Annotated in this window: 19 protein-coding genes; 9 read left to right on the forward strand and 10 right to left on the reverse strand. The window is 40.3% G+C overall.

Annotation, left to right across the window (positions count from 1 at the left end; translation table 11 throughout):
- The first annotated feature begins 61 nt into the window (after positions 1 to 61).
- Positions 62 to 1,567 carry a glutamate synthase subunit beta gene (locus C0V77_RS14955; RefSeq protein WP_101727145.1) on the forward strand — a complete coding sequence of 502 codons (1,506 nt, stop codon included), beginning with the start codon at positions 62 to 64 and terminating at the stop codon, positions 1,565 to 1,567.
- A gap of 76 nt (positions 1,568 to 1,643) precedes the next feature.
- Here C0V77_RS14955 and C0V77_RS14960 read toward each other — a convergent pair whose 3' ends face one another.
- The 5 genes from C0V77_RS14960 to C0V77_RS14980 form a co-directional block, all read right to left on the reverse strand.
- Entirely contained in the window at positions 1,644 to 2,591 is a 948-nt protein-coding gene (locus C0V77_RS14960; RefSeq protein ID WP_101727146.1) for a phosphoribosylaminoimidazolesuccinocarboxamide synthase, read from the reverse strand.
- A gap of 34 nt (positions 2,592 to 2,625) precedes the next feature.
- Positions 2,626 to 3,285: a hypothetical protein gene (locus C0V77_RS14965; protein WP_101727147.1), complete on the reverse strand. Its 660-nt coding sequence runs from the start codon at positions 3,283 to 3,285 to the stop codon at positions 2,626 to 2,628.
- A 21-nt stretch (positions 3,286 to 3,306) separates the two neighbouring features.
- Positions 3,307 to 4,269: a VWA domain-containing protein gene (locus C0V77_RS14970; RefSeq protein ID WP_101727148.1), complete on the reverse strand. Its 963-nt coding sequence runs from the start codon at positions 4,267 to 4,269 to the stop codon at positions 3,307 to 3,309.
- Between the two features lie 237 nt (positions 4,270 to 4,506).
- The gene (locus C0V77_RS14975) at positions 4,507 to 5,559 is read right to left on the reverse strand and encodes an acyltransferase (RefSeq protein ID WP_101727149.1); all 1,053 of its coding nucleotides are present in this window, start codon (positions 5,557 to 5,559) and stop codon (positions 4,507 to 4,509) included.
- The gene (locus C0V77_RS14980) at positions 5,546 to 6,694 is read right to left on the reverse strand and encodes a glycosyltransferase family 4 protein (protein WP_101727150.1); all 1,149 of its coding nucleotides are present in this window, start codon (positions 6,692 to 6,694) and stop codon (positions 5,546 to 5,548) included. The genes C0V77_RS14975 and C0V77_RS14980 overlap by 14 nt, the downstream gene beginning before the upstream one ends.
- Before the next feature lie 127 nt (positions 6,695 to 6,821).
- Between C0V77_RS14980 and C0V77_RS14985 the strand changes: the two genes are divergently transcribed.
- Positions 6,822 to 8,180 carry a hypothetical protein gene (locus C0V77_RS14985; protein WP_101727151.1) on the forward strand — a complete coding sequence of 453 codons (1,359 nt, stop codon included), beginning with the start codon at positions 6,822 to 6,824 and terminating at the stop codon, positions 8,178 to 8,180.
- Between the two features lie 168 nt (positions 8,181 to 8,348).
- Positions 8,349 to 9,167, forward strand: a complete 819-nt coding sequence (locus C0V77_RS14990; RefSeq protein ID WP_229236293.1) for a formylglycine-generating enzyme family protein — start codon at positions 8,349 to 8,351, stop codon at positions 9,165 to 9,167.
- Positions 9,168 to 9,634: 467 nt separating this feature from the next.
- Here the strand turns inward: C0V77_RS14990 and pgi are convergent, their stop codons facing one another.
- From pgi to C0V77_RS15010, 4 genes are all read right to left on the reverse strand, one after another.
- Positions 9,635 to 11,278, reverse strand: a complete 1,644-nt coding sequence (pgi, locus tag C0V77_RS14995; RefSeq protein WP_101727153.1) for a glucose-6-phosphate isomerase — start codon at positions 11,276 to 11,278, stop codon at positions 9,635 to 9,637.
- 76 nt (positions 11,279 to 11,354) lie between these two features.
- Positions 11,355 to 12,161: a glycoside hydrolase family 25 protein gene (locus tag C0V77_RS15000; RefSeq protein WP_101727154.1), complete on the reverse strand. Its 807-nt coding sequence runs from the start codon at positions 12,159 to 12,161 to the stop codon at positions 11,355 to 11,357.
- Positions 12,162 to 12,286: 125 nt separating this feature from the next.
- The gene (locus tag C0V77_RS15005) at positions 12,287 to 12,922 is read right to left on the reverse strand and encodes a peroxiredoxin (RefSeq protein WP_101727155.1); all 636 of its coding nucleotides are present in this window, start codon (positions 12,920 to 12,922) and stop codon (positions 12,287 to 12,289) included.
- Between the two features lie 183 nt (positions 12,923 to 13,105).
- Positions 13,106 to 13,648 (reverse strand): hypothetical protein, encoded by a 543-nt coding sequence (locus C0V77_RS15010; RefSeq protein WP_101727156.1) that lies wholly within the window; start codon positions 13,646 to 13,648, stop codon positions 13,106 to 13,108.
- Positions 13,649 to 13,928: 280 nt separating this feature from the next.
- Here C0V77_RS15010 and C0V77_RS15015 point away from each other — a divergent pair, with 280 nt between their 5' ends.
- The 3 genes from C0V77_RS15015 to C0V77_RS15025 all read left to right on the forward strand — a co-directional run bounded on the left by C0V77_RS15015 (position 13,929) and on the right by C0V77_RS15025 (position 18,801).
- A complete protein-coding gene (locus C0V77_RS15015) occupies positions 13,929 to 16,628 on the forward strand; it encodes a carboxypeptidase-like regulatory domain-containing protein (protein ID WP_143706103.1) in 2,700 nt (899 codons plus the stop codon).
- Between the two features lie 98 nt (positions 16,629 to 16,726).
- Positions 16,727 to 18,019: a Na+/H+ antiporter gene (locus C0V77_RS15020; protein WP_101727158.1), complete on the forward strand. Its 1,293-nt coding sequence runs from the start codon at positions 16,727 to 16,729 to the stop codon at positions 18,017 to 18,019.
- A complete protein-coding gene (locus C0V77_RS15025) occupies positions 18,016 to 18,801 on the forward strand; it encodes a sialate O-acetylesterase (RefSeq protein ID WP_101727159.1) in 786 nt (261 codons plus the stop codon). The genes C0V77_RS15020 and C0V77_RS15025 overlap by 4 nt, the downstream gene beginning before the upstream one ends.
- 85 nt (positions 18,802 to 18,886) lie before the next feature.
- Here C0V77_RS15025 and C0V77_RS15030 read toward each other — a convergent pair whose 3' ends face one another.
- A complete protein-coding gene (locus C0V77_RS15030; RefSeq protein ID WP_101727160.1) occupies positions 18,887 to 19,696 on the reverse strand; it encodes a metallophosphoesterase in 810 nt (269 codons plus the stop codon).
- A 134-nt stretch (positions 19,697 to 19,830) separates the two neighbouring features.
- On the opposite strand from C0V77_RS15030, the gene C0V77_RS15035 reads away from it, so the two are divergent.
- From C0V77_RS15035 to C0V77_RS15045, 3 genes are all read left to right on the forward strand, one after another.
- Positions 19,831 to 20,400: a Crp/Fnr family transcriptional regulator gene (locus tag C0V77_RS15035; protein WP_101727161.1), complete on the forward strand. Its 570-nt coding sequence runs from the start codon at positions 19,831 to 19,833 to the stop codon at positions 20,398 to 20,400.
- Between the two features lie 66 nt (positions 20,401 to 20,466).
- Positions 20,467 to 21,405: an NAD-dependent epimerase/dehydratase family protein gene (locus tag C0V77_RS15040; RefSeq protein WP_101727162.1), complete on the forward strand. Its 939-nt coding sequence runs from the start codon at positions 20,467 to 20,469 to the stop codon at positions 21,403 to 21,405.
- 267 nt (positions 21,406 to 21,672) lie between these two features.
- The gene (locus C0V77_RS15045) at positions 21,673 to 24,069 is read left to right on the forward strand and encodes an ABC transporter permease (protein ID WP_101727163.1); all 2,397 of its coding nucleotides are present in this window, start codon (positions 21,673 to 21,675) and stop codon (positions 24,067 to 24,069) included.
- Positions 24,070 to 24,094: the final 25 nt, after the last annotated feature.

Below are 24,094 nucleotides of genomic sequence, written 5' to 3' on the forward strand. Positions count from 1 at the left end.
TGGTTTTATCTTTCAGAGGCAATAATTAACCTTTAGACATACACAAAATCATAATAAAGAAATGGGAAAACCAACCGGTTTTTTGGAGTTCGAACGCCAGCCATCCCTCAAAAGAGATGTTCTGGAAAGAAAAAAAGATTATAATGAGGTAGAAACCAATTATGATACCCAACAAACACTACAACAGGCAGCCCGCTGTATGGACTGCGGTGTTCCGTTTTGCCATAATGGTTGCCCTCTGGGAAACATCATCCCTGAGTTTAACGATGCCGTTTATGAACAAAACTGGGAGTATGCCTACCAGATTCTGAGTTCTACCAACAATTTCCCTGAGTTTACCGGTCGTATCTGCCCTGCCCCATGTGAGGCATCCTGTGTATTGGGCATTAACAAACCACCGGTGGCCATTGAGTACATTGAGAAATCAATTATTGAAAAAGCCTATGAGAACGGATGGGTACAGCCTAACATTCCAAGTAAAAGAACAGGCAAAAAAGTGGCGGTTATAGGCTCAGGCCCTGCGGGTCTGGCAGCAGCTGCCCAACTGAATAAAGCTGGCCACTGGGTAACAGTTTTTGAAAGAGCTGATGAAGTGGGTGGCTTGTTAAGATACGGTATTCCGGATTTTAAGCTGGATAAATCGGTAGTAAAACGCCGAGTGGCAGTAATGGAAGCTGAAGGGATTGTATTTAAAACCAATGCCAACGTAGGTGCAAATGTAAAAGCTAATGATTTATTGCGTGATTTTGACGCCATAGTACTGGCTGGTGGTTCTACCGTGCCTAGAATGATTGATATTAAAGGCAAAGAACTGAAAGGCATTTACCCGGCTATGGAGTTTCTGAGCCAACAAAATAAAAGAGTAGCAGGTATTGAGCGTGTAGCCGACCACAGAGGCGAGGCCTATGCAAGCGGCGAAATTTTTGCAACAGGCAAAAATGTATTGGTTATTGGTGGTGGTGATACGGGTTCTGACTGTGTGGGTACATCTAACCGCCACGGAGCAAAAAGCATTACGCAGGTAGAGGTTATGTCTGAACCGAGTTTGGACGATAAGAAACAGCCGTACTATAAATTCCGAGCAGAAACTACACCGTGGCCAAACTGGCCTTTGACCAAACGGACGTCAACATCGCACGAAGAAGGTTGTGAGCGTTTGTTCAGCATTAACGTAAAAGAATATGTGGGCGACGAAAATGGCAATCTGAAAGGGGTGATTATTTCTGAATCTGCTATATTTAATGGCCAGAGGATAGAAATGAATGAACGTGAAATTCCTTGCGAATTGGCACTGATTGCTGCCGGGTTTCTTAATCCGCAACAGGATTTGCTTGAACAACTGGAAATAGAAGTTGACGAACGTAAAAACGTGAAAGCGCTTGAATATCAGACGAATAATGCTAAAGTGTTTGCAGCGGGCGATATGCGTCGCGGACAATCGCTGGTAGTTTGGGCTATCTCGGAAGGACGTGAGTGCGCCAGAAAAGTTGACGAATATCTGATGGGAGAGTCATTACTGGAGGCAAAATCGGTTTCTATGATTTCGCCGGCTTATATTGGTATTTGATTTTTGCCTCATAAATAAAAATGAGCCGCACGTAAGGTGTGGCTCATTTTGTTTAAATAGGAATTTATCAGAAAAATCAGCCTTTCAGATAATTATTGATATTATCTTCAATTCTTTTCAGAATGTCACCGCTTACAGCCGGCTCAAAGGTCTCTCCTGTTACTTTTTCGTAAAGCTCTACATAGCGCTGTGATATCTCTGCCACTTTCTCATCTGTCATTTCAGGCACCGTTTGTCCTTCTTTTCCCTGAAATCCATTAGCTATCAGCCACTCTCTCACAAACTCTTTTGAAAGCTGTCTTTGTGGCAAGCCCTTAGCCAGATTCTCTTCGTATGTATCGGCATAAAAGTATCTGGATGAATCTGGCGTATGAATTTCGTCTATCAAATAAATCACCCCATCTCTTTCACCAAACTCATATTTGGTGTCTGCCAGTATCAAACCCTTTTCAGCAGCCATTTGAGTACCTCTTTCAAACAATGCCAGTGCATATTTTTCAAGTTGCGTATATTTTTCTTCAGATACCAGCCCACGGCTAATAATTTCTTCGCGAGAGATGTCTTCGTCATGCCCCTCATGGGCTTTGGTTGTTGGAGTTATGATGGGTGTAGGAAATTTCTGATTCTCCACCATACCTTCCGGCAAGGTTACACCGCAAAGCGTTCTTAACCCACTTTTATAAGTACGCCACCCATGCCCTACCAGATAACCCCGCACTACCATTTCTACCGGGAAGGTCTGGCACTTAACACCTATTGATACATTAGGGTCTGGTATTGCTACCAGCCAGTTAGGAACAATATCTTTGGTTGCAAAAAGAAATTTTGAGGCAATCTGGTTCAGCACCTGACCCTTTGACGGAATTGGCCTGGGAAGAATTACATCAAAGGCAGAGATACGATCGGAGGCTATCATAGCCACTTTATCATCAAAATCATATACGTCACGAACTTTGCCTCTATAAAATCCTGTCTGGCCTTCAAAATTAAAATTTGTTTCTTTTACTACAGAAATGTTTGTCATACTAAAATCATTAAATTTATATTGCTGCCTGGCGCTACCAGTCTTTTTCGTTTTTGTTGTCTTTCTTTTTATTGGCCTGCCTTGAGGGGGCATATTGTAACTCGTTGGTTTTCATGGCCTCTAATATCTGCAATGCTTTTTCGCGACTCATTTTTTCGGGCATGGTAGACTGCAACTCATCTTTTTTTACATCAGATTGCTTTGTTTCTGCCGACTCTGGCTGATTCTCCAAAGTCTGAGGTGGAGGCGGAGGCTGATTGTTAACAGGCATGCGCTTCTTCATTAGTTCATAATTATAGCGGGCTATCTGGTTATCAGGATTCTTTTTTAGCGCCTCTTTGAACAACTGAAGGGCAGTTGCGCTATCTTTCTGCATAGCGTTTATAACGCCAATCTGAATAATGGCCCCCGTGAAAATCTTCTCATCGCTTACCCGTAAAAGCCGTTTGTACTCCAGTAAGGCGCGCGCTGTATCTTGCGTATAAAAATAGGCGTGCGCCATATTCAGACGCGCTTCAGGCTCCAGATTGAACGAAATATTAGCCAGATTCTGGTACTTTTCACGGGCTACTGCATAGTTCTTTTTATTAAAGGCTGTACCTGCCTCAATTTTTAACCTGTTCCGTTCAGAGACATTCGTTAAAGAACGAATATTCAGAAACAATAACAATATGTAAAAAAACCAGGTGTTCATTGAGTTTATTTGTATTCGGCCTTAAAGTTTTATAGTTCTTATTGTAACCAGAATATCAATTATCATTAAAACCAATGCCAGAAAAACGAAATAAAAGTACTTATTATTAGCCACGGTCATTTTCCGGGTATCTACCCAGTTATTGTTTAACTGCGACACCTCCTTTAATAAAGCAGGCACATCGTTTACCCGGTTCGATAACTGAAAATACTTTCCACCAAATGCTCTGGCCAGCCTTTTCAGGTAGTCAGCATTTAATTTTGACACCACAACGTTTCCTTCTTTATCTTTTTTGTAGTCGAAGCCGGTTTTTATTTTTCCACCTTGCGCTGTGCCAACACCCAGTGCAAGAAAATTGACCCTGTTTCTTTTTAAATCCTGTATTACAGATGGATCAAGCTCTCCAAAATCTTCTCCATCACTTATCAGTATAACAACCTTTGCTTTTCTGGCAGGTGCACTTACCGAATTGTATTTGGTCTGAATCAGTTTAAAGGCAGAATTAAGGTCAGTGCCGGAATCAGTAAACAAGTCGCTATTGAGTTTTTGAATATAAAGCTTAAGTAAATCTTTATCAAAAGTAAGCGGTACCTGAACAAAGGCATCTGACGAAAAAACTACTATCCCAACCCTGTCTGACTTAAGAGCGGCCAGGTTTTTCACAAGTTCAAATTTAACTTTTTCAAGGCGGGTGGGTTCAATATCTACCGCATCCATTGAACGCGAAACATCAAAAGCAAAATACACATCTTTACCGGCTGCCTGTGTTTCTATTTCGCTTACACCAAAACTAGGGCCAAGCAAACCCAGTATACAAAGGCTTAGGTAGGCCGTTCTGATAAAAAACTTAATAGCAACCGACCTTGCCGAAGTTCCAAGCCGGGTTGCAATAATATAACTCCTAATAAAGTAGACCACATATACCAACAAGAATATGCCAATAAAAACGTATTCAACAATGGTAAGTGGTTTAATCCAATTCATACTGAGTTATGTAATCCGGCTATCTAAAATGATATATTAAACGACTTTTTTTACACAAAATTGCCAAAAAAATATCAGATTAAACCTCTGGCTTTGTTAAAAGTTTTTGTTAATCAAAAATAATTCTGCTAACATAATATCAGCGCTTTTCAATTATCTGCACTCAAAAACACTTTGCTTGTACATATTTTTAGTTGCTCAAATATTGAGGGGCTTAGCCCGGCACATAAAAAGCACTTAAAACTTAGCTTTCAGGGCTGGTCTCTCAACCCATATCCAACTAAAGTAAGATAACAGGCATACAATTGCCGACATCGCAATTAAATTCCATATACTACCGGTATATCCTAAGCTCAACATTACGTTAATAACCGGCAGATGATAAATATAGATTCCATAAGACAAATCATTCTCTTGCAATAATTGTTTGCTCAGATGCTGGTATGAAAAAGCAAAAGACAAACTAAGCATAGATAGCAGCGTATTGGCTATAATGCCCCATACAGAAACATCGTAAGGGTTTACGTATAATTTAAGCCAGGTGCAGGCAATTAATACATAAGCGACATAAATGATAAGCCAAATCAGAACTTTATCTTTCACTAGTTTTTCAACCCAGGTAAAGTTCTTGTAAATGGCAATGCCGGTTAAAAAAAAGTGCAGATAATAAAGCACAGTGTTGCCAAAAAGTTTATGCACCTGCTCATGCGCTAAAACCCAACTATTGGTATTAATACCCAACTTTAGCAGAACAGAAACTACAAAAATAATTGCCAGTAGTAAATTTGTCTGCCATAGTTTCCTGGGCAGGTTAATGACATACAACAGTACAGGCAAAACCAGATAAAACTGTAGCTCAACGGCTACGCTCCAAAGGCTGCCGTTCGGGTGACCAGCCCCCCATGTTTTTAAGGAAGGACTTGCATAAAATTGCAAAAAAGACACCTGGGCAGCCAGCCATAAAAGCAGGTCTTTTAGTATAATTGGCTTTACAAAGTAAATGAGCAGCAATGCTGTAATGGCTGTACAAACCCAAAGGGCCGGATAAATTCTTAATGCCCGGTTTTTGAAATATTTCTTGAGATTAAACTGATTGCGCTCGAGAGAATGGCTGATTAAAAAACCGCTAATGGTAAAAAAAATAGGAACGCCGGGTATATGAAACAGCAAAGACAGAAAACCCCACATGTTATCGAAAACCTTGAACTGCACAGCGCCATGCCATATTAGCACCTGAAAAGCTGCAATGAGCCGGAGCAAATCGAAATTATTAGTTCTATTGATAGTCATTCATTACCTTTTTAAAGCCGTCATACATTTGATGAGCTACCTGCCCGGGCGAATAGTCTCTGATTATTTCTTGAGATACACTTCCAAACTGCTTTATTTTTTCTGGTTCAGCAATAAAACCGGCCATTAATTCTGCCAGTTGGGCAGTATCAAAGGGGTTAAAAGTATAGCCATTCAAGCCATTTTTAACGAGGTCGAATGCCGAACCGCACTTTTCAGAAACTATGACAGGCAGCCCGCAAACCATTGCTTCATTCACAACCAATCCCCAGGGTTCAGAGTAGCTCGGCAAAACAAAGACGTCGGCCATTGCCATATATTTTGGCACATTATACCATACCTGGCCTTCTATAAAGCATACGCCATCTATCTGATCAGAAGCAACATAAGCTTGTAAGTTATCTTTTTCTACGCCATCACCCAGAATAATCAGGCCCCAGTCTTTTGACTTTAACTGCGAATAGGCCTTAACAAGCCCGGCTACATTCTTGATGGTCATCAACCTGCCTGTATAAATAAAATTATATGGCCGAAGCCCATACTTTTGCTTCCAAACATTACGTTCTGCCAGCGCATCTGTAAAAACAGACCAAACCTTGGCGTTATCTACAGCATTATTTTTCAGCAGAATCTGATGTGGTTTTATACCAAACTTAAGCATATATTCGGCAGCCTTAGAGCCATAACAAAAAAAGCCTTGTGCTCTGTTAACAACAAAACGCTTGAATGCTTCTTTCCACCATACTTTTGGATTGTCGTTTTCGGTAGAATCAACCGAAATAATTACTTTTATACCAACCATCCGGCAGTAAAAAAGTACAGTATTCATGCCACCTTCATAATAGCCGGAAATATTTACCACATCTGGCTTGAATTTCCGAACCCAATATAGCATTTTTTTTGCTCTGGTCAGATTCGGAATGTTCTCATAATAGTCATCTACCAGTACCTGGTAATTGTATTGATGGATACTTCTGTCGACAGGCCCAAGATTAGCGCGGGTTATTTCATTTAATGAGGTTTGAAGTACTAATAATTCATCTCCTTTATTACTATCGACAACTTTCTGGAGCTCTGTATAAATTTTACCTTTGTAATGCGACCAAAGGTATTGATGAATAATAAGTATCCTCATTCTAAGCCGGTTTATCTTTATTATTGACGGCGCCAAAATTAAGAAAAAATGCGCCTAAAACAGAAAATTTAGGGATAATAAATAACATTTATAAACCCGGAGAGTATATTTGTAAAAATATTAACGGATGATAAAGTTTATAGATTTAATACTCAATAAATTGTTTAAGTATCGCCAGAGCGTAGGTTTGAGCCTGTTCTTTTTTGGCGGGCCGTTAGTATATTTTTTAAGAGACGGCATAAAACTAGCCCCTGGCAGCACTGCCTTTACAGGCGCCTTTACTATGGGCAGCCTTTTAATAGCCATACCGTTCAATCTAAAAAAAGTGTATCAGACCAATACGGTTGGGTATCTGATGTGCATTGGTTATACCTTACTGGCAGTTTTTTATCTGGCTGTTTATACCCCTAACCGGGGTTGGTTTACCAATACTACGGTTGAGGCCGTTTATCAGGGCATCATCATTTTATCGATGTTTATATTTGCGGGTACGTCTATTAATAGCCTGAAAGACAACTTTCTTCAAATTACACTAATTATATGCGTTATAGGTGGGCTTGGCTTGCTTTATTATATTTTCAAGAACCCTATGTATGTAATAGGTATGCGTGCGTCTATCAGCTTTAGCGGCGACGACGCCATGTCTTCAATGGGTAACCCGCATATTTATGCCAAAAGCGCTTATTGCGGTTTAGTGGCCGGGGTTATACTGCTGAGAGAAGAGAAGCGTATTCTGTATCGGTTAATGTATCTGGGCTGTGTATTTTTATTATTGGTTGTGCTGGCGCTTTGCCAGGCAATGGCCATGATTCTGGTTACGGGTATTTTCTTCTTTTTATATTACATTTCAAGCTTCAATTCAAATAACATTTATAAATCGCTTAAATGGTTAACAGGCTTGAAAGGCTTTGCCTTACTGGCTCTAACGGCTTTATTGGCATATTATGTGGTTGAGCATACACGTTTCAGCGAGTTTTTTGGCCATATTTCAGGCCTGATAACTGAGCGTGTCGAGAAAATTTTCATGACCCTAACCGGTACAGAACCTTCTACGCCTACTATTGTGGCTGGCGATGATTCTGCCTCTACTCGCGTAACCAATATCACTGCCATGTTTAAAGACATGAATGAAAGAATTGAAGACGGCGACTGGCTAAGTGTAATATTAGGACAAGGGTATCAGCATAAGTATATCGACTCTCCCTTTTTTCAAACACTTAACGACCTGGGTATCATAGGTTTTTCTTTTTTTGCCATTATTCATCTGGTTTTAATGGCCTGGGTGGGCAGGCAGGTGCTTAACCCAACCTGTGGTTTTACTTTGTTTGTTGCTTATACTTTTCTGGCAACGGTTATTCAGAACTTTACTTTCGGAATGCCCTACGACTACCAGCGGTGGACAGTCATGCTCTTTGTGGCGCGCTTTGCCTTAGATTACAAAAAGGTGGTGGTTACCAGGCCTGCCGGTTCAACTGTTTCTGCCTGATTGAAAGTTTAAATTACCCTTTTACAAACCACGCTGCTTTATGCCACTATGAAATACGCTGCTCTGTTATTAATCTCAGTACTCTGTTTATCCTGCAGGAATGAACCAGAGGGGTATTTATTTAATTCAAATATTACTGTTTATAGTGATGAGCCTACTGAAAAAACGGTGGTTAATACACCCCCGCCGGATATTCCTGAAGGTATGGTGTATGTGCCGGGTGGATTTACCCTGATTGGCTCTGAAGAAGGTGTGGAATGGGAAAAGCCGACCTTCTGGGTACAGGTAAAGCCTTTCTTAATGGATGCGCACGAAGTTACTGTTGGGCAGTTCAGAAAATTTGTTGAGGCTACACATTATAAGACAGAGGCTGAAAAATTTGGTGATGCCGGCATACTGAACGAAGAAACCAAACAGTGGATTTTAGCCAAAGGTGCAAACTGGGAATACCCTTACGGAAAAAACAAACCCAAAGCAGCAGATAATTATCCTGTAACACAGGTATCGTGGAACGATGCCAGCGCCTATGCTAAATGGGCCGGGAAAAGGCTGCCTTATGAGATTGAATGGGAACACGCAGCCCGCAATGGTAGCAATTCAAGAATGGATTATCCTTTTGGTAATGAAATAGTAGCCAACGGTAGTTATCTTGCCAATACCTGGAATGGTTCATTCCCTGAATTTGATAAAACGCTTGATGGGTTTCATTATGCTGCGCCGGTTTGTTCTTTTGCCAAGTCACCTCTCGGATTGTTCGATCTCAGCGGTAATGTCTGGGAATGGTGCGAAGATTGGAGAACAGATTATCAGGCTATCATTGCTAACAAAGCCGATACAGTTGCTGAGAAAAAAGAAAAAGTACAAAGAGGCGGCTCTTTTCTCTGTGAACCCTCGTGGTGTCATGGATACCGCGTATCAGGCAGGTCATTCACCAGCCCGGAAACAAGCCTCATGCACGTGGGTTTCAGATGCGTGAAGGATATCTGAATCATCCACTCAATTGCAGTAGAATTACGCATCAAGCTGTTTTTTAACACTCCTACTTATATTCTAAGTTACCTTAAAAAAACTTATTGGCTTTAAAAAGGGAATTTCAACATTTTTTTTGAGGGAATGACTATTTCGGCAGCTGGCTGTTGAATAGCCTGTTTTCTGAAGTTTATCTGTTAAAGGGAGACACCTGGGCATCTCCCATAACAGCATGATAACTTTACGCAGATTTGCGGTTGAACTTGCGTTCTCGCAACGACTGGCTACTATTGAGGCATCCAACCGTTTTTTTTAATTAGGAAAGCATATTTGTAATTCTGATTCTAAAGTAAAACACAGTTTTTACATTTCCAAATGTAAACTTATTTTTTTTATAAATTCTAATAAAATTGTTTTTTCAATAAAAAATGAAAAAACACAATAAAACATAACCCGCTTGCTTCTAGCGGGTTATGTTCATCATTTTATTTACGCCATTTTTTATATTGGTTTATCAAACCATTGGTTGAGCTATCATGGGTTGAGATGGCTGCTTCGTCCTGCAATTCAGGATAAATTTTGTTGGCCAACTGTTTACCAAGTTCAACACCCCATTGGTCGAAACTAAAGATGTTCCAGATAACCCCCTGCACAAAAATCTTGTGTTCGTACATGGCAATCAGGCTACCCAATGTTTTAGGAGTTATTTTCTTAACCAAAATTGAGTTGGTTGGTCTGTTACCCTGAAAAACCTTATAAGGGGCTATTTTATTTATTTCTTCCTGAGACTTCCCTTTCAGTTCACCCAAAACCTCGTCCAGAGTTTTGCCGTTCATTAAGGCTTCGGTTTGAGCAAAGAAATTAGAAAGTAACATTTTATGGTGTTCGCCCAGTTGATTATGCGAAATGGCCGGTGCGATGAAATCGGCAGGAATTAATTTAGTACCCTGGTGTATTAACTGATAAAAGGCGTGCTGTCCGTTTGTACCAGGCTCACCCCAGATGATAGGACCTGTCTGATAATTAACCTGATTACCATTTCTATCGACATATTTACCGTTCGATTCCATATCTCCCTGTTGGAAATACGCAGCAAAGCGGTGCATATATTGGTCGTAAGGCAATATGGCATGAGACTCAGCCCCATAAAAGTTATTATACCAAACCCCAAGCAGTGCCAATACCACAGGTATATTTTTCTGAAATGGTGTGGTTCTGAAGTGGTTGTCTATTTCATGCGCACCAGATAACAGCGCTTCAAAGTTTTCAAACCCAATGTAGCAGGCAATTGAAAGCCCGATGGCCGACCAAAGCGAGTAGCGCCCTCCTACCCAATCCCAGAACCCAAACATATTGGCAGGGTCAATACCAAATTTTTCAACTTCGGTGCGGTTAGTTGAAATTGCCACAAAGTGTTTCTTTACATAGGCTTCATCAGACGCTGTTTTCAGGAACCAGGCACGTGCCGAATGCGCATTAGCCATGGTCTCCTGGGTTGTAAAAGTCTTGGAAGCTATCATGAAAAGTGTTGTTTCAGGCGACACCCCCTTTAAAGTTTCAGCAATATGAGTGCCATCAACGTTCGACACAAAATGCACTTTTAAATTTTTGGCATAAGGTTTAAGCGCCTCAGTTGCCATTACCGGGCCCAGGTCTGAGCCACCAATACCAATATTTACAATGTCAGTAATTGATTTACCGGTAAACCCTTTCCAGGCGCCAGTGTTTAGTTTTTCAGAGAAATCTTTCATCTTGGCCAATACCTCATTTACATCAGGCATTACGTCAGCCCCATCAACTAGTATCGGTGTGTTGCTTCTGTTGCGTAAAGCCACATGAAGCACCGCGCGGTTTTCGGTCTGGTTAATTTTTGAGCCTGTGAACATCTGCTCAATGGCTTCCTGCAGGTTACATTCGCGGGCAAGGTCGGTAAGATACGAAAGTGTACGACCGTTGATGTTGTTCTTGGAGAAATCAACCAGTAAATCGTTGAATCTGATTGAATATTTCTTGAATCGGTTCTGATCTTCAGCAAAAAGTTCTTTTAAGGACTTTTTACTAATGGTTTTATGATGACTTTTAAGTTTCTTAAATGCAGGTGTTTGCGTAAAATTTGTAGTAGGTAGCATAGTATGAATACCTCAGCCCCCTGAAATGAGGCTTAATTTGATTAGTTAATTGTTCCTCAGGGGATAGGAATAATCTTTATTTAATACAAATATCGTCTAATTGGCTTTCAGAAGCCACAAAAACATTAAAATCTACATCGCCGCTTACACCTGCCACACGCCCATTGGTGCTGTGCTGCCAGAGAATCAGACTTGCTTCGTTATAACCCTCAAGCCTGCGGCTGTCATAATCTGAAATCCATAGTGGGTGGTTATCAAAATTACCTTTTACATACTGCCGGTAAATATGCCTGTTGGTATAAATAATGGGCCTTACACCATAGTGGCTTTTGAGGTACTCACAAAAGGTGGTAACGTTAGCCACCAGGTTTTTTCTGACTTTACGACTCGTGCCGTGCACCTCAAAATCAATAACGGGTATAAAGTCGCCTTTTTCTAAATTAACTGTTCTGATAAAGTTCTGGGCTTGCGCCACGGGGTCGGCCCACGGTACATAAAAATGATAGGCGCCTCTCATGATACCTGCCTTTTTGGCTTCTCTCCAGTTCTTATTAAAATCTTTATCTTTCAGTTTTGCACCTTCGGTTGCTTTTATGAAGCAAAAACTGATTTCAACTTCATTATTGCCTTTATTCAGCTTTTGCCAGTTTATTTTATTATTATGATGCGACACATCAATACCATGTATGCTATACCGCATCGGAATTTTAATTCCAAAATCTTTAACATATGTCCATTGCTCAGCGTCTCTTACATAAAAATAGTACGCCGCCACAACAAGGAAACCCGTAAGTAGGTAAAGACTCTTTAAACCCAGAACCTGCCTTGCTACCGACTGCTTTTGTTTGGGTGTCCGGGCGGAGTTTTTCTTCTGGGTCTTCATTCAAGGCAGCAACGCAAGTATTAATTCTTTTGAAGCGAAATTATAAACATTCCGCAAAAATAATCAAAAAATAAAAACCGGAGGTTTACACCACCGGTTTTCTGTTAAAATATAACAATATAATATTATTTATTTGGTTGAGGCGTATAGCGCAGGTAAGGTTTTACCACATTTACACCCTTCGGAAACTTAGCAATGGCATCTTCTGTCGAAACTGCCGGAACAACAATGGTGTCGTCGCCATCTTTCCAATCAGCCGGAGTAGCCACCTGATAATTAGCAGTTAACTGCAAAGAATCTATCACACGGAGAATCTCCTGAAAATTACGACCCGTTGAAGCCGGATAAGTAAGTGTTAATTTTATTTTTTTGTCAGGTCCAATTACAAAAACCGAACGAACGGTAGCTTTTTCAGAAGCATTCGGGTGAATCATATCATACAACGTGGCTACATTACGGCTCTGGTCTGCAATAATAGGAAAATTAACCACTACGTTGTTTACCTCCTGAATATCCGGCACCCATTTGTTATGAGAATCAAGGTCATCAACCGAAACAGCAATTACCTTAACATTCCTTTTCTCAAAATCGCCTTTTAAAAGCGCGGTTTTGCCTAGTTCGGTTGTACAAACCGGAGTAAAATCGGCAGGGTGAGAAAATAAAAGACCCCAAGAATTACCAAGCCATTCATGAAAATTAATGGTTCCCTGGGTAGTTTCTGCTGTAAAGTCTGGTGCGATATCTCCTAATCTGAGTGACATAAGCTTTTATATTTAAAAGATGAATAATATTTAATAGCAATAATCTACTAGTTTAGTAGATAATGAATTTAGATACGATTTAGTTCCAAATGTACTCAAAATTATGCAGAAAATATTGAACACCTAATATAGGATTTTATCAACAAAAAGAGGCTTCTTCCAAAGCCCCTTTTCACCTTTCAACTACCTTACTTGTGCCAATGGAATTTTGTTTTTGTAATTCCAGAAGGCAGAAACATTTACAATTTTCCATTGTCCGTCAATCTTTTCCATCAGGCGTACTTCCTTGCTTTGCAGAAAGTATTTTCTGTTGCGGTCGCTGTTGTATTGGTCCCAGGTAAGATGTGCCGCATTGTTACCATAAAACTTAATGCGTACGTTTTTTCTTTTTACAATCGGGTGGCTGTGGCCAGCCTCTTCTTTCTCTTTCGGATTCTCCTTTATAGATTTTCCCAGGTTTTTATTGATATTCTCCCAACCTACGCTGGCATCAAAGGTGCCGTCGGCATTGCTCCAGGCCTGATAGGCATAGTCTGAGTGAGCAAATTTTTCCTGCCAGCAGTTGTAGTCGCGCTTAAAAAAACAATCGGTTTCAGATTCAATTACAGCCATTATTTCCTTTTTCTCGTTCTCGGTGTCCTGAAAACTGTTGGTAGAAGAATTGGCTGTCTGGCAGGCATAAGCAAGTGCTGGAATCAGCATGAGCGATAATAAATTCGTTTTCATTGTAGATAATTTAAAGAGTGAAAAAACTCCGTTATAGAAAACTAGCTTAACTGTATCACTACAAAACTCTGGTTTTAATTTAGAAATAATATATTACATTTCAAAGATATTTTTGATTTATTTTTATAAAACCTAATTCATTCCTCTCAAATTCTTAGTGACCCACCTGCAAAATAAATCATTTGCAGTTTGGAAGTGTGCTTACAAAAAATTAGTACATTTGAATAAAACCTTAAAAAAAAGGCCTGATTGGTACCAGCTTATCAGAATCTGTAAATTTATGAAAAAGCGTTTTACCCTCTTGTGTATTTTGTTTCAGTTAACCTGCCTCACATTAACCCGGGCGCAGGAGAACACATGGACGCTGAAAGGTAAAGTGCTGGAAATGGACAAAACCCCGATAGAATTTGTGAATGTATATGTAAACAATACCTCTATAGGTACTATCACAAAAGCCGATGGCAGTTTTGTTCTGAAAATACCAAAGTCTATTCAGAAAATAGAAGTTGTGGTTTCATTTATTGGGTATAATACATTAAAAAAAGTATTACAGCCTAATGAACTGGTACGGGGTGTCATATTTTTGCTCGAGGGGTCTACTGTGCTGAATGAAGTAAAAGTAACCGCCAAAAGAGACCGCGACTGGAAGAAAAAGTGGAAGATTTTTAAAGACGGTGTACTGGGTGATTCTCAATTTACCAACGACTGCGAGATACAGAATCAGGAAGCAGTAAGACTTGAATACGACAAAGACAAAAACGTAATTGCTACCGTCAGCGAACCCATTTTTATTGTAAATAAAGGACTGGGATATAAGATTATGTTTCAGATGGAAACGTTTATATCTAACGGGAGGCTGACTTATTTTGCCGGAGACAAATTCTTTGAACACCTGAAACCCAAAGATGATAAACAGGCAAACCGCTGGAAGAAATTCAGAAGCCGCGCCTATAACAACTCTTTTAGAAATTTTCTGGTGTCGCTGGCAAAAAACAAATTACCGGTTAATGGATTTGAAGTTTTTCAGGAGAACAAAATCAGAGAAGGATTATACAACAGAACAAGCGTGGCAAACGAACTGAAAGAAGGTAATCTTTATAAAACCACTGCTGATAGCCTGTGCAGTTATGACAGTCTTTCAAGGCGGTACATTCTGCATTCCAAAAAACCATTGCTGGTTTTTCTGCTGGATAACTTTAATACAGTACCGGTGTTCAGAGATTATCCCTACAAATATTCGCAGATTTCTTTGCCCCTTGACTCGATTGAATTTACCGCCAATGGATGGATTACAAAACCCAATAGTATGGTTGTAACCGACCATTGGGGCAACGAAGGTTTCTCAAATTTACTGCCTGACGATTACGAAGATGAAGTGGTTGTGCCACAGGATGCCTCGCCCGATTTATTAGCCAACCTTTTTGCAGAAAATGACCGGAAATTCTGGTTTGTTAGTGGCAAAGTAACTGCACCGGGGGGCTTGGCAGTTGCCAATGCCGATGTATTTATGAATCACACCAGTACCGGTACAAAAACCAACACGGAAGGGAAATTCACGCTGAGGGTTCCGGCCACAATCCAGGTGTTAGAATTGCTGGTAACAAGCCCCGGGTTTTTATTGGCAAAAGAATCATTCAACGCCAGCGACCATACCCGGCTATTGAATATCAACCTTAAACCTGATAATTTTTCTGTTGCCAATGAGAAAAACAAAGACTTTCAAAGAAACTGGAAAACTTTTGAGAAGGCTCTACTAGGCGACCCAGGCATGGACATGGCCCCAACGTTGTTTACTGAAAATTGCGAGGTATTGAATCCGGAGGTGGTAAACTTTGCTCAGGAGGAGCCCAAAAAACTGACAGCCCGGGCAACCAGACCACTTATTATACAAAACAATGCGCTTGGTTATAAAATAACCTATCAACTGAACCACTTTGAAAATAACGATAAAGAAAACCAGATAACCGGAGATAAATACTTTGAAAAACTAGCACCAAAAGATGATAAACAGAGGGTAAGCTGGGAAAAAAACCAGTTAAAGGTTTATCAGGAATCGCTAAAGTATTTCCTTGTATCGTTAAGTCAAAACAAGCTGAAAGAAAATGGTTTTGCAGTTTTTAAAATGCTTAAAATTCAGGACATCTACGATACCTATGTTACGGTTAAGTCTGAAATGGCCGACAGCTCGTTAGTAACCTGCACCGCCAACGAATTGTGCAAGTTTGACGCCACCGTCAATCGATTCTATCTGCACTCTGATTATCCGCTTCTGGTGTTTCTAACAAACAGAAACGAGCCGCTAAGGCTTACATTTGTTGATTACCCTTACAAACGGTCACAAATTATTTTACAGAATTTCTATCTTGAATTTACGGCAGATGGCACCATAACGAATGATAACAACACTGAAATTCGTGATTTCTGGGCTTATAGAGGTTTATCAGGCAGTTTGCCTGATGATTTCAGTCCGGACATACCCAATGTTAACAGAATAGATTTTGATGCCGCTGACATGATAAGTACTAAGCCTGCGCCAAATGTTCAAACTGTCAATCCTGAAATAGTTAATAAACTGGCTGGCAATGGTATTTTGTTTAAGAAAACAACTATTGAAGAAGAAAAAGCCGCCGGGTATGGTAGCCTTGCCAACGACTTCAATGTAAAGATTTTAGAGCAGGATATGAGCCTTACCATTTTTGATTTATTGAAAAGGATACCAGGCATGATAGTTAAATATGACCCGAACACCGCCACCTATACGGCAGCTTTTTCGAGTGCCATGTCTTTTAAAAGCGCTTTTCAACCCGCGGCTTTGTTAATGGATGGTAACCTGGTAGACAGCCCTGAGCGTATAAGTACGTTATTAAATTCTATTAATGTGCGCGATATCCAGAGTCTCGGAGCCATGAAATACAGCAGCGCATCTATTTTCGGTGCCAGGGGCGGCAATGGCGTAATTGTGATAACAACCAAAAAGTAAATTAAAAATAGCTTAACCTGCGCCATCATTAATAAAGATAATTTTTGTTTTTACCGAATTTTATTCTTCTTTGCCCCTTTCTACGCAAACTGAATGAAATGGAAAACTATAGCATTGTTTTGTTTATTCTGGGTATCATGATAGTTTTATCAGCCGTGGCTACCCGCATAAAAGTTTCGTACCCAATTCTTCTTGTAACTGCCGGCATAGGCATTGGTTTTTTGCCCGGTGTGCCAACCGTAGTTATTAACCCCGAAATCATATTCCTGATTTTTCTACCGCCTTTGCTGTTCGACGCCGCCTTTAATATATCTTATAAAGACCTTCGCAAAAACCTCTCAACCGTAAGCACGCTGGCTATTCCGCTTGTTTTTTTAACCACAACAGCCATAGCTGTCATTGCTCATTATCTCATACCGGGCATTTCATGGCCGGTGGCGTTTGCACTTGGGGCCATTTTGTCGCCGCCGGATGCAGTAGCGGCAACCAACGTAACCAAAGGCTTAGGTTTGTCTCACAGAACAATTACTATACTTGAAGGCGAAAGCCTGGTAAATGATGCCTCGGGACTTATTGCCTTCCGCTTTGCAGTAGCTGCCATTACAGGCACCAGCTTTGTACTCTGGAAAGCCCAGTTGCAGTTTATCTGGGTAGCACTGGGGGGCATATTTGTTGGTATTTGCATTGGCCGCATACTCGCCTTCTTTCTTCTGCAGGTATATCATAATAATCTTATAGCCATCAGTGCCATTTTGTTATCTCCGTTTATTGCTTATCTGCTGGCCGAAGAATTTCATGTGTCTGGTGTGCTTTCTGCGGTAACACTGGGCATAACATTGGCAGTGCATTCAGGCAGGCTGGTTTCAGTTGAAACCAAAAAGCAAAACAAGGCTTTCTGGGACGTAATCATATTTTTGCTCAATGGACTGATTTTCATCCTTATTGGCCTTGAGTTTCCTCATGTTATTAAAAGTATCAATCACACCGATATTATGCCTTACATTGGCTACAGTTTTCTGATTGCCTTCATTATGCTTGTACTGCGCATTGCCTGGATTTTCGGGCACAGCAATAACTTAAAAAAAGCCATTGATAAACGCACACAGAATTTGATGGGTTTCAGAACCAGGCTATATGGCGATGAACAAATTGACTGGAGAAATTCATTAATTATTGGCTGGGCTGGTATGCGCGGAATAGTCTCACTCGCATCGGCGCTTTCGCTGCCGTTTGTTCTGCAGGATGGCAGCCCTTTTGTGCAAAGAGATGCAGTTATATTTATATCAATTGTAGTTGTACTTATTACGCTTATTGTGCAGGGGCTGACACTGCCGCTGCTGGTGAAAATTTTAAATAAAACCCAACATAAAACCGACAACCTGACACTATGAAATTATTTATTTGCACCCTACTCATGCTAGCCGGGCTTATTGCCTGCCACTCAACTAAAAACAATACAAATGACAAACAGAAAACAGAAACCTGGGTTTTTCTGATGGCCGGGCAATCTAACATGGCCGGCAGAGGGGTAGTTGAAGCACAGGACACCCTCACTGACGAAAAAATACTAACCATTGATAAAGACAACCAAATTATAAAAGCCAAAGAACCTATTCACTTTTATGAACCAAACATGAAAGGGCTTGACTGTGGACTATCTTTTGCCAAAACCCTGCAAAAACACATTAGCAAAAAGGTAACAATTTTATTAATACCCACAGCTGTTGGGGGCAGCTATATAGGCCAGTGGCTAGGCGATTCGGTTCAAAGAAAAGTTCGTTTGTTGACCAATTTCAAAGAAAAAATGGCATTTGCCAAAACAAAAGGCATAGTTAAAGGCATCATCTGGCATCAGGGAGAAAGTGACGCCACTGCCAAGCGGATACCGCTTTATGAACAAAACCTACGAAAACTATTTGGTATTTTCAGGTCTTATGCCGGCAATGATAAACTACCCATAATTTTAGGCGAACTGGGTTCCTATTCTAAAACACCTGAAAACTGGAGCGCGATTAATGATATTATGAAAAAATATGTGGCATCAGACCCGTATGCAGCATTAATTAGTACCGGAGACCTGACCCATAAAGGAGACTTTGTGCATTTCAACTCTGATGGCCAGCGCCAGATGGGTCAAAGATACGCCGAGGCTTATCTGAAATTTAAAAAGTAGTTACTTAACCATTAAAAAAAGCAGGGAGACAATACTCTTCTGGATTCTCTGTCTCCCTGCTTTTTTAAAATATGGATATTCAATTTCAGAAATTGTCCAGATTAATTATATCAACAGGATTAAGAAGATAAGTAAGAATGTCATTATTTTTGTTTAGCTCCACAATTCTGAATCCACGATAAGACGTACCCCAACTGCCTCCGATATGCGAGTCAAACATATAAGGAATGCCATCTTTTAACTTTACCCCTTCCTGGTCGTGGTCATGCCCGTTAAAAACCGCTCTTACATTTTTATACTGTTTAAGCAATTCCTGAAACTCCACGCAGTCTTTGCCATTGTCTGTCCATTTTACCGGCGTTATATGCACAAAAATAAATACATTCTTTTTGTCTTTATGCTCTTCCAGTTTGTTTCTGAACCAGCTCACATTCGGGCAAAGGTACTGACCTTTCACGTTAGAAGTAGTACCTAGCAAAAAAGCATTGTTTTTGGATGTAAAATCATAATCGAGCGCCATTTTCCAGGTATCTTCCCAAATCTGCGGTTCAACGCGGTCATGGTTTCCCTGGGTTACATAATAAGGCATTTGCAGGCCGTCAAGCGCTTTTTTTGAAGCAGGCAAAAAATCAGGATTATCATGAATAACGTCGCCGTTAAAAACACAAAAATCAAGTTTCGATTTTCTATGTTGCGCATTAATCTGGTTTACGGCAGTAGCAAAATACTGTTCAAAGTCAGTCTTGGCTTGTCCGTAGTGGCCGTCTGATGCCACGGCAAATCTTAATTTTGGCTTTTTTGCAAAGGCATCAGCACCCAGTGCCGGTAAGATGCTGCCATCGGCCAATAAAAGTGTTGCCAGAGAAATGTTTTTAATAAAATCGCGGCGTTCCATGCGCAAATAGGTGTTAAGTTTTAGATTTTTCAAAACTACATAAAATATTATTCTTAATTTGAGTGGCCATATTAAGAATCAGTAAAAAATGGTTCTTACACCAAGCCTAATTACAAGTAAGCCAGATACAGGTTATGACAGAGCTAGAAAAATATATTAATTCTTATTTTGGAGTAGATGAAGAAGACCTACTGCACATTAGTTCGTTATTTAAACCGCAAACCCTAAAAAAAGGAGATTTTTATCTAAAAACGGGTCGTTATTGTGAAAAAATGAGTTTTGTCAGGTATGGCCTGATAAGGATTTATGCCACAACCGATGACAGAGAGGTTACCCAGTGGATTTCTACCGCAGGATATTTCACAACAGACCTTGCCAGCTTTGTTTTTGAAAAACCAGCCCGCTGGACTATCCAGGCCCTTACAGACACTGAGCTATTTACCATTAGCAAAGAAGATTACAGCCGTCTTGGCACGCGGATTCCAAAATGGCACCTGCTTGAAAAACTCTTTATAGCCCGTTGCTTTATTATGTTAGAAGACCGCATCTTCCGGCATCTTTCCATGTCTGCTGAAGAGCGTTATCAGTTTTTTTTCGAGCAAAATAAAGAATTATTTAATCAGGTTCCACTACAATATCTTGCCTCTATGCTGGGCATGACCCCCGAAACTTTCAGCCGTATCAGGCGTAAAACCATTTCTTGATTTTTGTCAAGACCAACAAGGCTTTTGTTACTGAAATTTGCATTGTCAAATTAAACAAAACGCCTTATGCAAACTATTTTAGGAGCCAGCGGTGCCATAGGTACCGAACTCGCCAAAGCACTCAAAAACTATACAAATGATATTCGTCTGGTAAGCCGTAATCCGAAGAAAATAAACGATACGGACACCATTCTCTCTGCCGACCTTACTGTAAAAGAAGAGGTTTTTAAAGCCATTAAGGGGTCTGAAATTGTATATCTTACCGTTGGGTTTGAATACAACCTGAAAGTATGGAAAAAGTATTGGATAGCCCTGATGACAAACGTGATTGATGCCTGCATTGAAAACAACGCCAGGCTTGTGTTTTTTGATAGTGTATATATGATAGGCGGCAATCACGTAAAGCACATCACTGAAAATTCTCCGTTCAGCCCCACCAGTAAAAAAGGCGAAATGCGCATGCAGCTCAATAAAATGATATTGAATGCCATTGAAAACCGAAACCTGAAAGCCATTATAGCCCGTGCACCAGATTTTTACGGAGCAGTAAAAGACAGAAGCATGCCTGTTGAACTGATATATAAAAACCTGATTGCCGGCAAAAAAGCACAATGGATGTTCCATGCCAAAGTAAAGCACTCTTTTATATATGTGCCCGATGCCGCCAAAGCTACCGCCCTGCTGGGCAACACTGCTGAAGCCTATAACCAGATATGGAATTTACCGACTGATAAACACAGCCTGACAGGAGAAGAATGGATTGAGTTGTTTGCCCGTGAAATGGGCAAAAGCGCCAGATACCAGTTAATACCTGCATGGATGGTTTGGGTAACAGGCCTTTTTGTACGTTTCATGAAAGAGATGTATGAGATGCGTTATCAATTCGACAGAGACTATTTTTTCGATAGCAGTAAGTTTGAAAGGTACTTCAAAGTAAAGCCAACGAGTTATCAGGATGGTGTAAAGGAAACCTTGGAAACACTGAGACAAAAACCGGTTTTTTGATTTTTAATGCTTTGCAATAACTAAAAGGCAGCCATGAAAATGGCTGTTTTTTTTGTACGCTTTCGGACAAACCAACTGTACGATATCGGACACTAAAACGCAATAAATTTAATATTTGAGCGCGTTAAAGGTATATTTTCGGATTGGCATATCATTTGAGATTACCATTAATGTTACGTATTTTTTAAATGCTTTACAGGTAATTTGACTATTAAAACAGTTAACCTGTAAAAGTAACTATCACCCATACTTCTACAACATTAATTTATGATAAGCAATTACCTTAAACTCGCAATCAGAAACCTGTTAAAAAACAAGGTGTCGTCATTCATTAACATTGGTGGGCTGGCTGTTGGTATGGCCGTAGCCGTTTTGATATTATTATGGGTTCAGAACGAACTGAGTTTTGATACTTATCATGAAAAAGCACATAGAATCAGACAGATAATCACCCATAACAAGGTAAATAAAGAAGATACCTGGCATTGGGCTACTACCCCGCTGCCACTGGCAGAACAAATTAAACAATTGCCTGAAATTGAGGCGGTAACACGAGTAACAGGACCCTTCTGGAATGGTGCGTCTATGAAAACAGACAGTTGGACCTCTATTGAAAAAAAGGTAGCCTGCGTTGATGAAAACTGGTTTGAGATGTTTGATTATAAACTGGTGGATGGTAATCTGAACGAATTTGCGCGGAATCCAAGAAGTATTATCATGACCGAATCTAAAGCAATGCAAATTTTCGGTTCAACAAAAGCAAGCGGAAAAATTATCAGAATTGATACGCTTGACTACATGGTGAGGGCAGTCTTTAAAGATAACCCTACCAATTCCAGTTTTCAGTATGACTTTATTCTGCCAATGGCAGCCTATTTGTCAAACCCAAAAAATCTTGAAAATGACAACAATTGGAACAATTACAATTATGAAACTTTTATTTTGTTAAAGCAGGGGGTTGATATTTCAAAAATTGATCAGAAAGTTACAAGGGTTATTCAATATGCAGGCAGAGATGAAAAAACAGGTGAAATAAATAAAGATATTACATTGGAAGCTGAACCCCTGGCCGCTATTCATACTGATGGTATCGGGCGTTTTACAGGAGCGCCCCAGGGGAATGCCAAAACCACTTATGTATTTCTTGCTCTTGCACTGATAATATTGCTCACAGCTTGTATAAATTATGTAAATCTGGCCACTGCACGTGCCAGCCTTCGAGCAAAAGAGGTGAGTGTCAAAAAAATTATTGGTGCAGGATACACCCAGTTGTTCATTCAATTTATGGTTGAGTCAATTCTGATGTGTACAATTGCTCTTTTGATTGCCTTGGGTCTTATTTACAGCTTGTTGCCTGTTTTCAATAATCTGACAGATAAAAACTTTACCCCCGATTTAACAAATCTGACACTCTGGCAGGTACTTACAGGCACAACCTTAATGTCCGTTTTGCTCACTGGCGTATACCCTTCCATTCTGCTGTCTTCCTTTCAGCCTATCAGGGCATTAAAAGGTTTAAACATACTTAAATCAAATAACAGCTCATTCAGAAAAACACTTGTTGTAGTTCAGTTTGTGGTTTCTTCTGTTTTCCTTATTGCCACATTGGTTGTGTTTCAGCAGATTGAGTTTATCAGGAGTATGAAATTAGGGTACGAAAAAGCTAATATCTTTGAGTTTACCATTCCCTGGAACATCCGCGAAAAAATTGATATTCAAACCGTAAAAAGCAGACTACTATCTGAAACCAGCGTGGAAGGGGTAACCTTAGCCAGCCAGAACATTGTTGAAATAAAAAGTTCTCATAGCGGAAGCCTTGACTGGGATGGCCGCCCTGCAGACTTTGAGCCGACGGTAGCGCAATTATCAGCTGAATATGATTTTCAGAACCTGTTCGCCCTCAAAATGGCAGATGGCCGGTGGTTTGAACAAAACAACACCGCCGACAACGATAATGTAGTACTGAATGAAGCTGCCATCAGAAAGTTTAAAATTAAAAATCCTGTGGGCAAGCGATTCAATCTCCATGGCAGAAAAGGAATAATTATCGGAGTAGTGAAAGACTTCCATTATAAAAGTGTTCATGAAAGAATAGAACCACTTGTAGTGTTTAACAGCTCTAACTGGCGAGGCAGCGTTTTTGTAAAACCAGCCAGAGGCAAAGAGCAACAGGCTATCCGCGCTTCAGAAAAAATCTGGTCAGAGTTTATCCTTAACCGCCCATTAGAATACAAATTTCTTAATGAAACCTACAACAACCTTTATAAGACCGAACAGCGCACTGCAACCCTTTTTAACGCTTTTGCCATTGTAGCAGTTGTGGTATCATGCCTCGGACTTTTCGGCCTGGCAGCCTTTGCTGCCGAGCAGCGTACCAAAGAAATTGGTATCCGTAAAGTATTAGGGGCATCGGTAGCAGGCATTACCGTGCTGCTTTCTACCGATTTCCTAAAACTGGTGGGTATTGCATTTGTTTGCGCTATACCTCTATCCTATTACTTTATGGATAAATGGTTACAGGACTTCGCATATCACATTACAATTCAATGGTGGTTTTATGCTTTTATTGGTCTGTTAATTTTTGTAATATCAATAGCAACGGTTGGGTTCCAATCTATTAAAGCAGCATTGACGAATCCGGTAAAATCATTGAAGGCAGAGTAAGTGTTTCTAAACCAGCGTAGGTAAA

Source organism: Emticicia sp. TH156 (assembly GCF_002855535.1).
Lineage (GTDB): Bacteria > Bacteroidota > Bacteroidia > Cytophagales > Spirosomataceae > Emticicia > Emticicia fluvialis.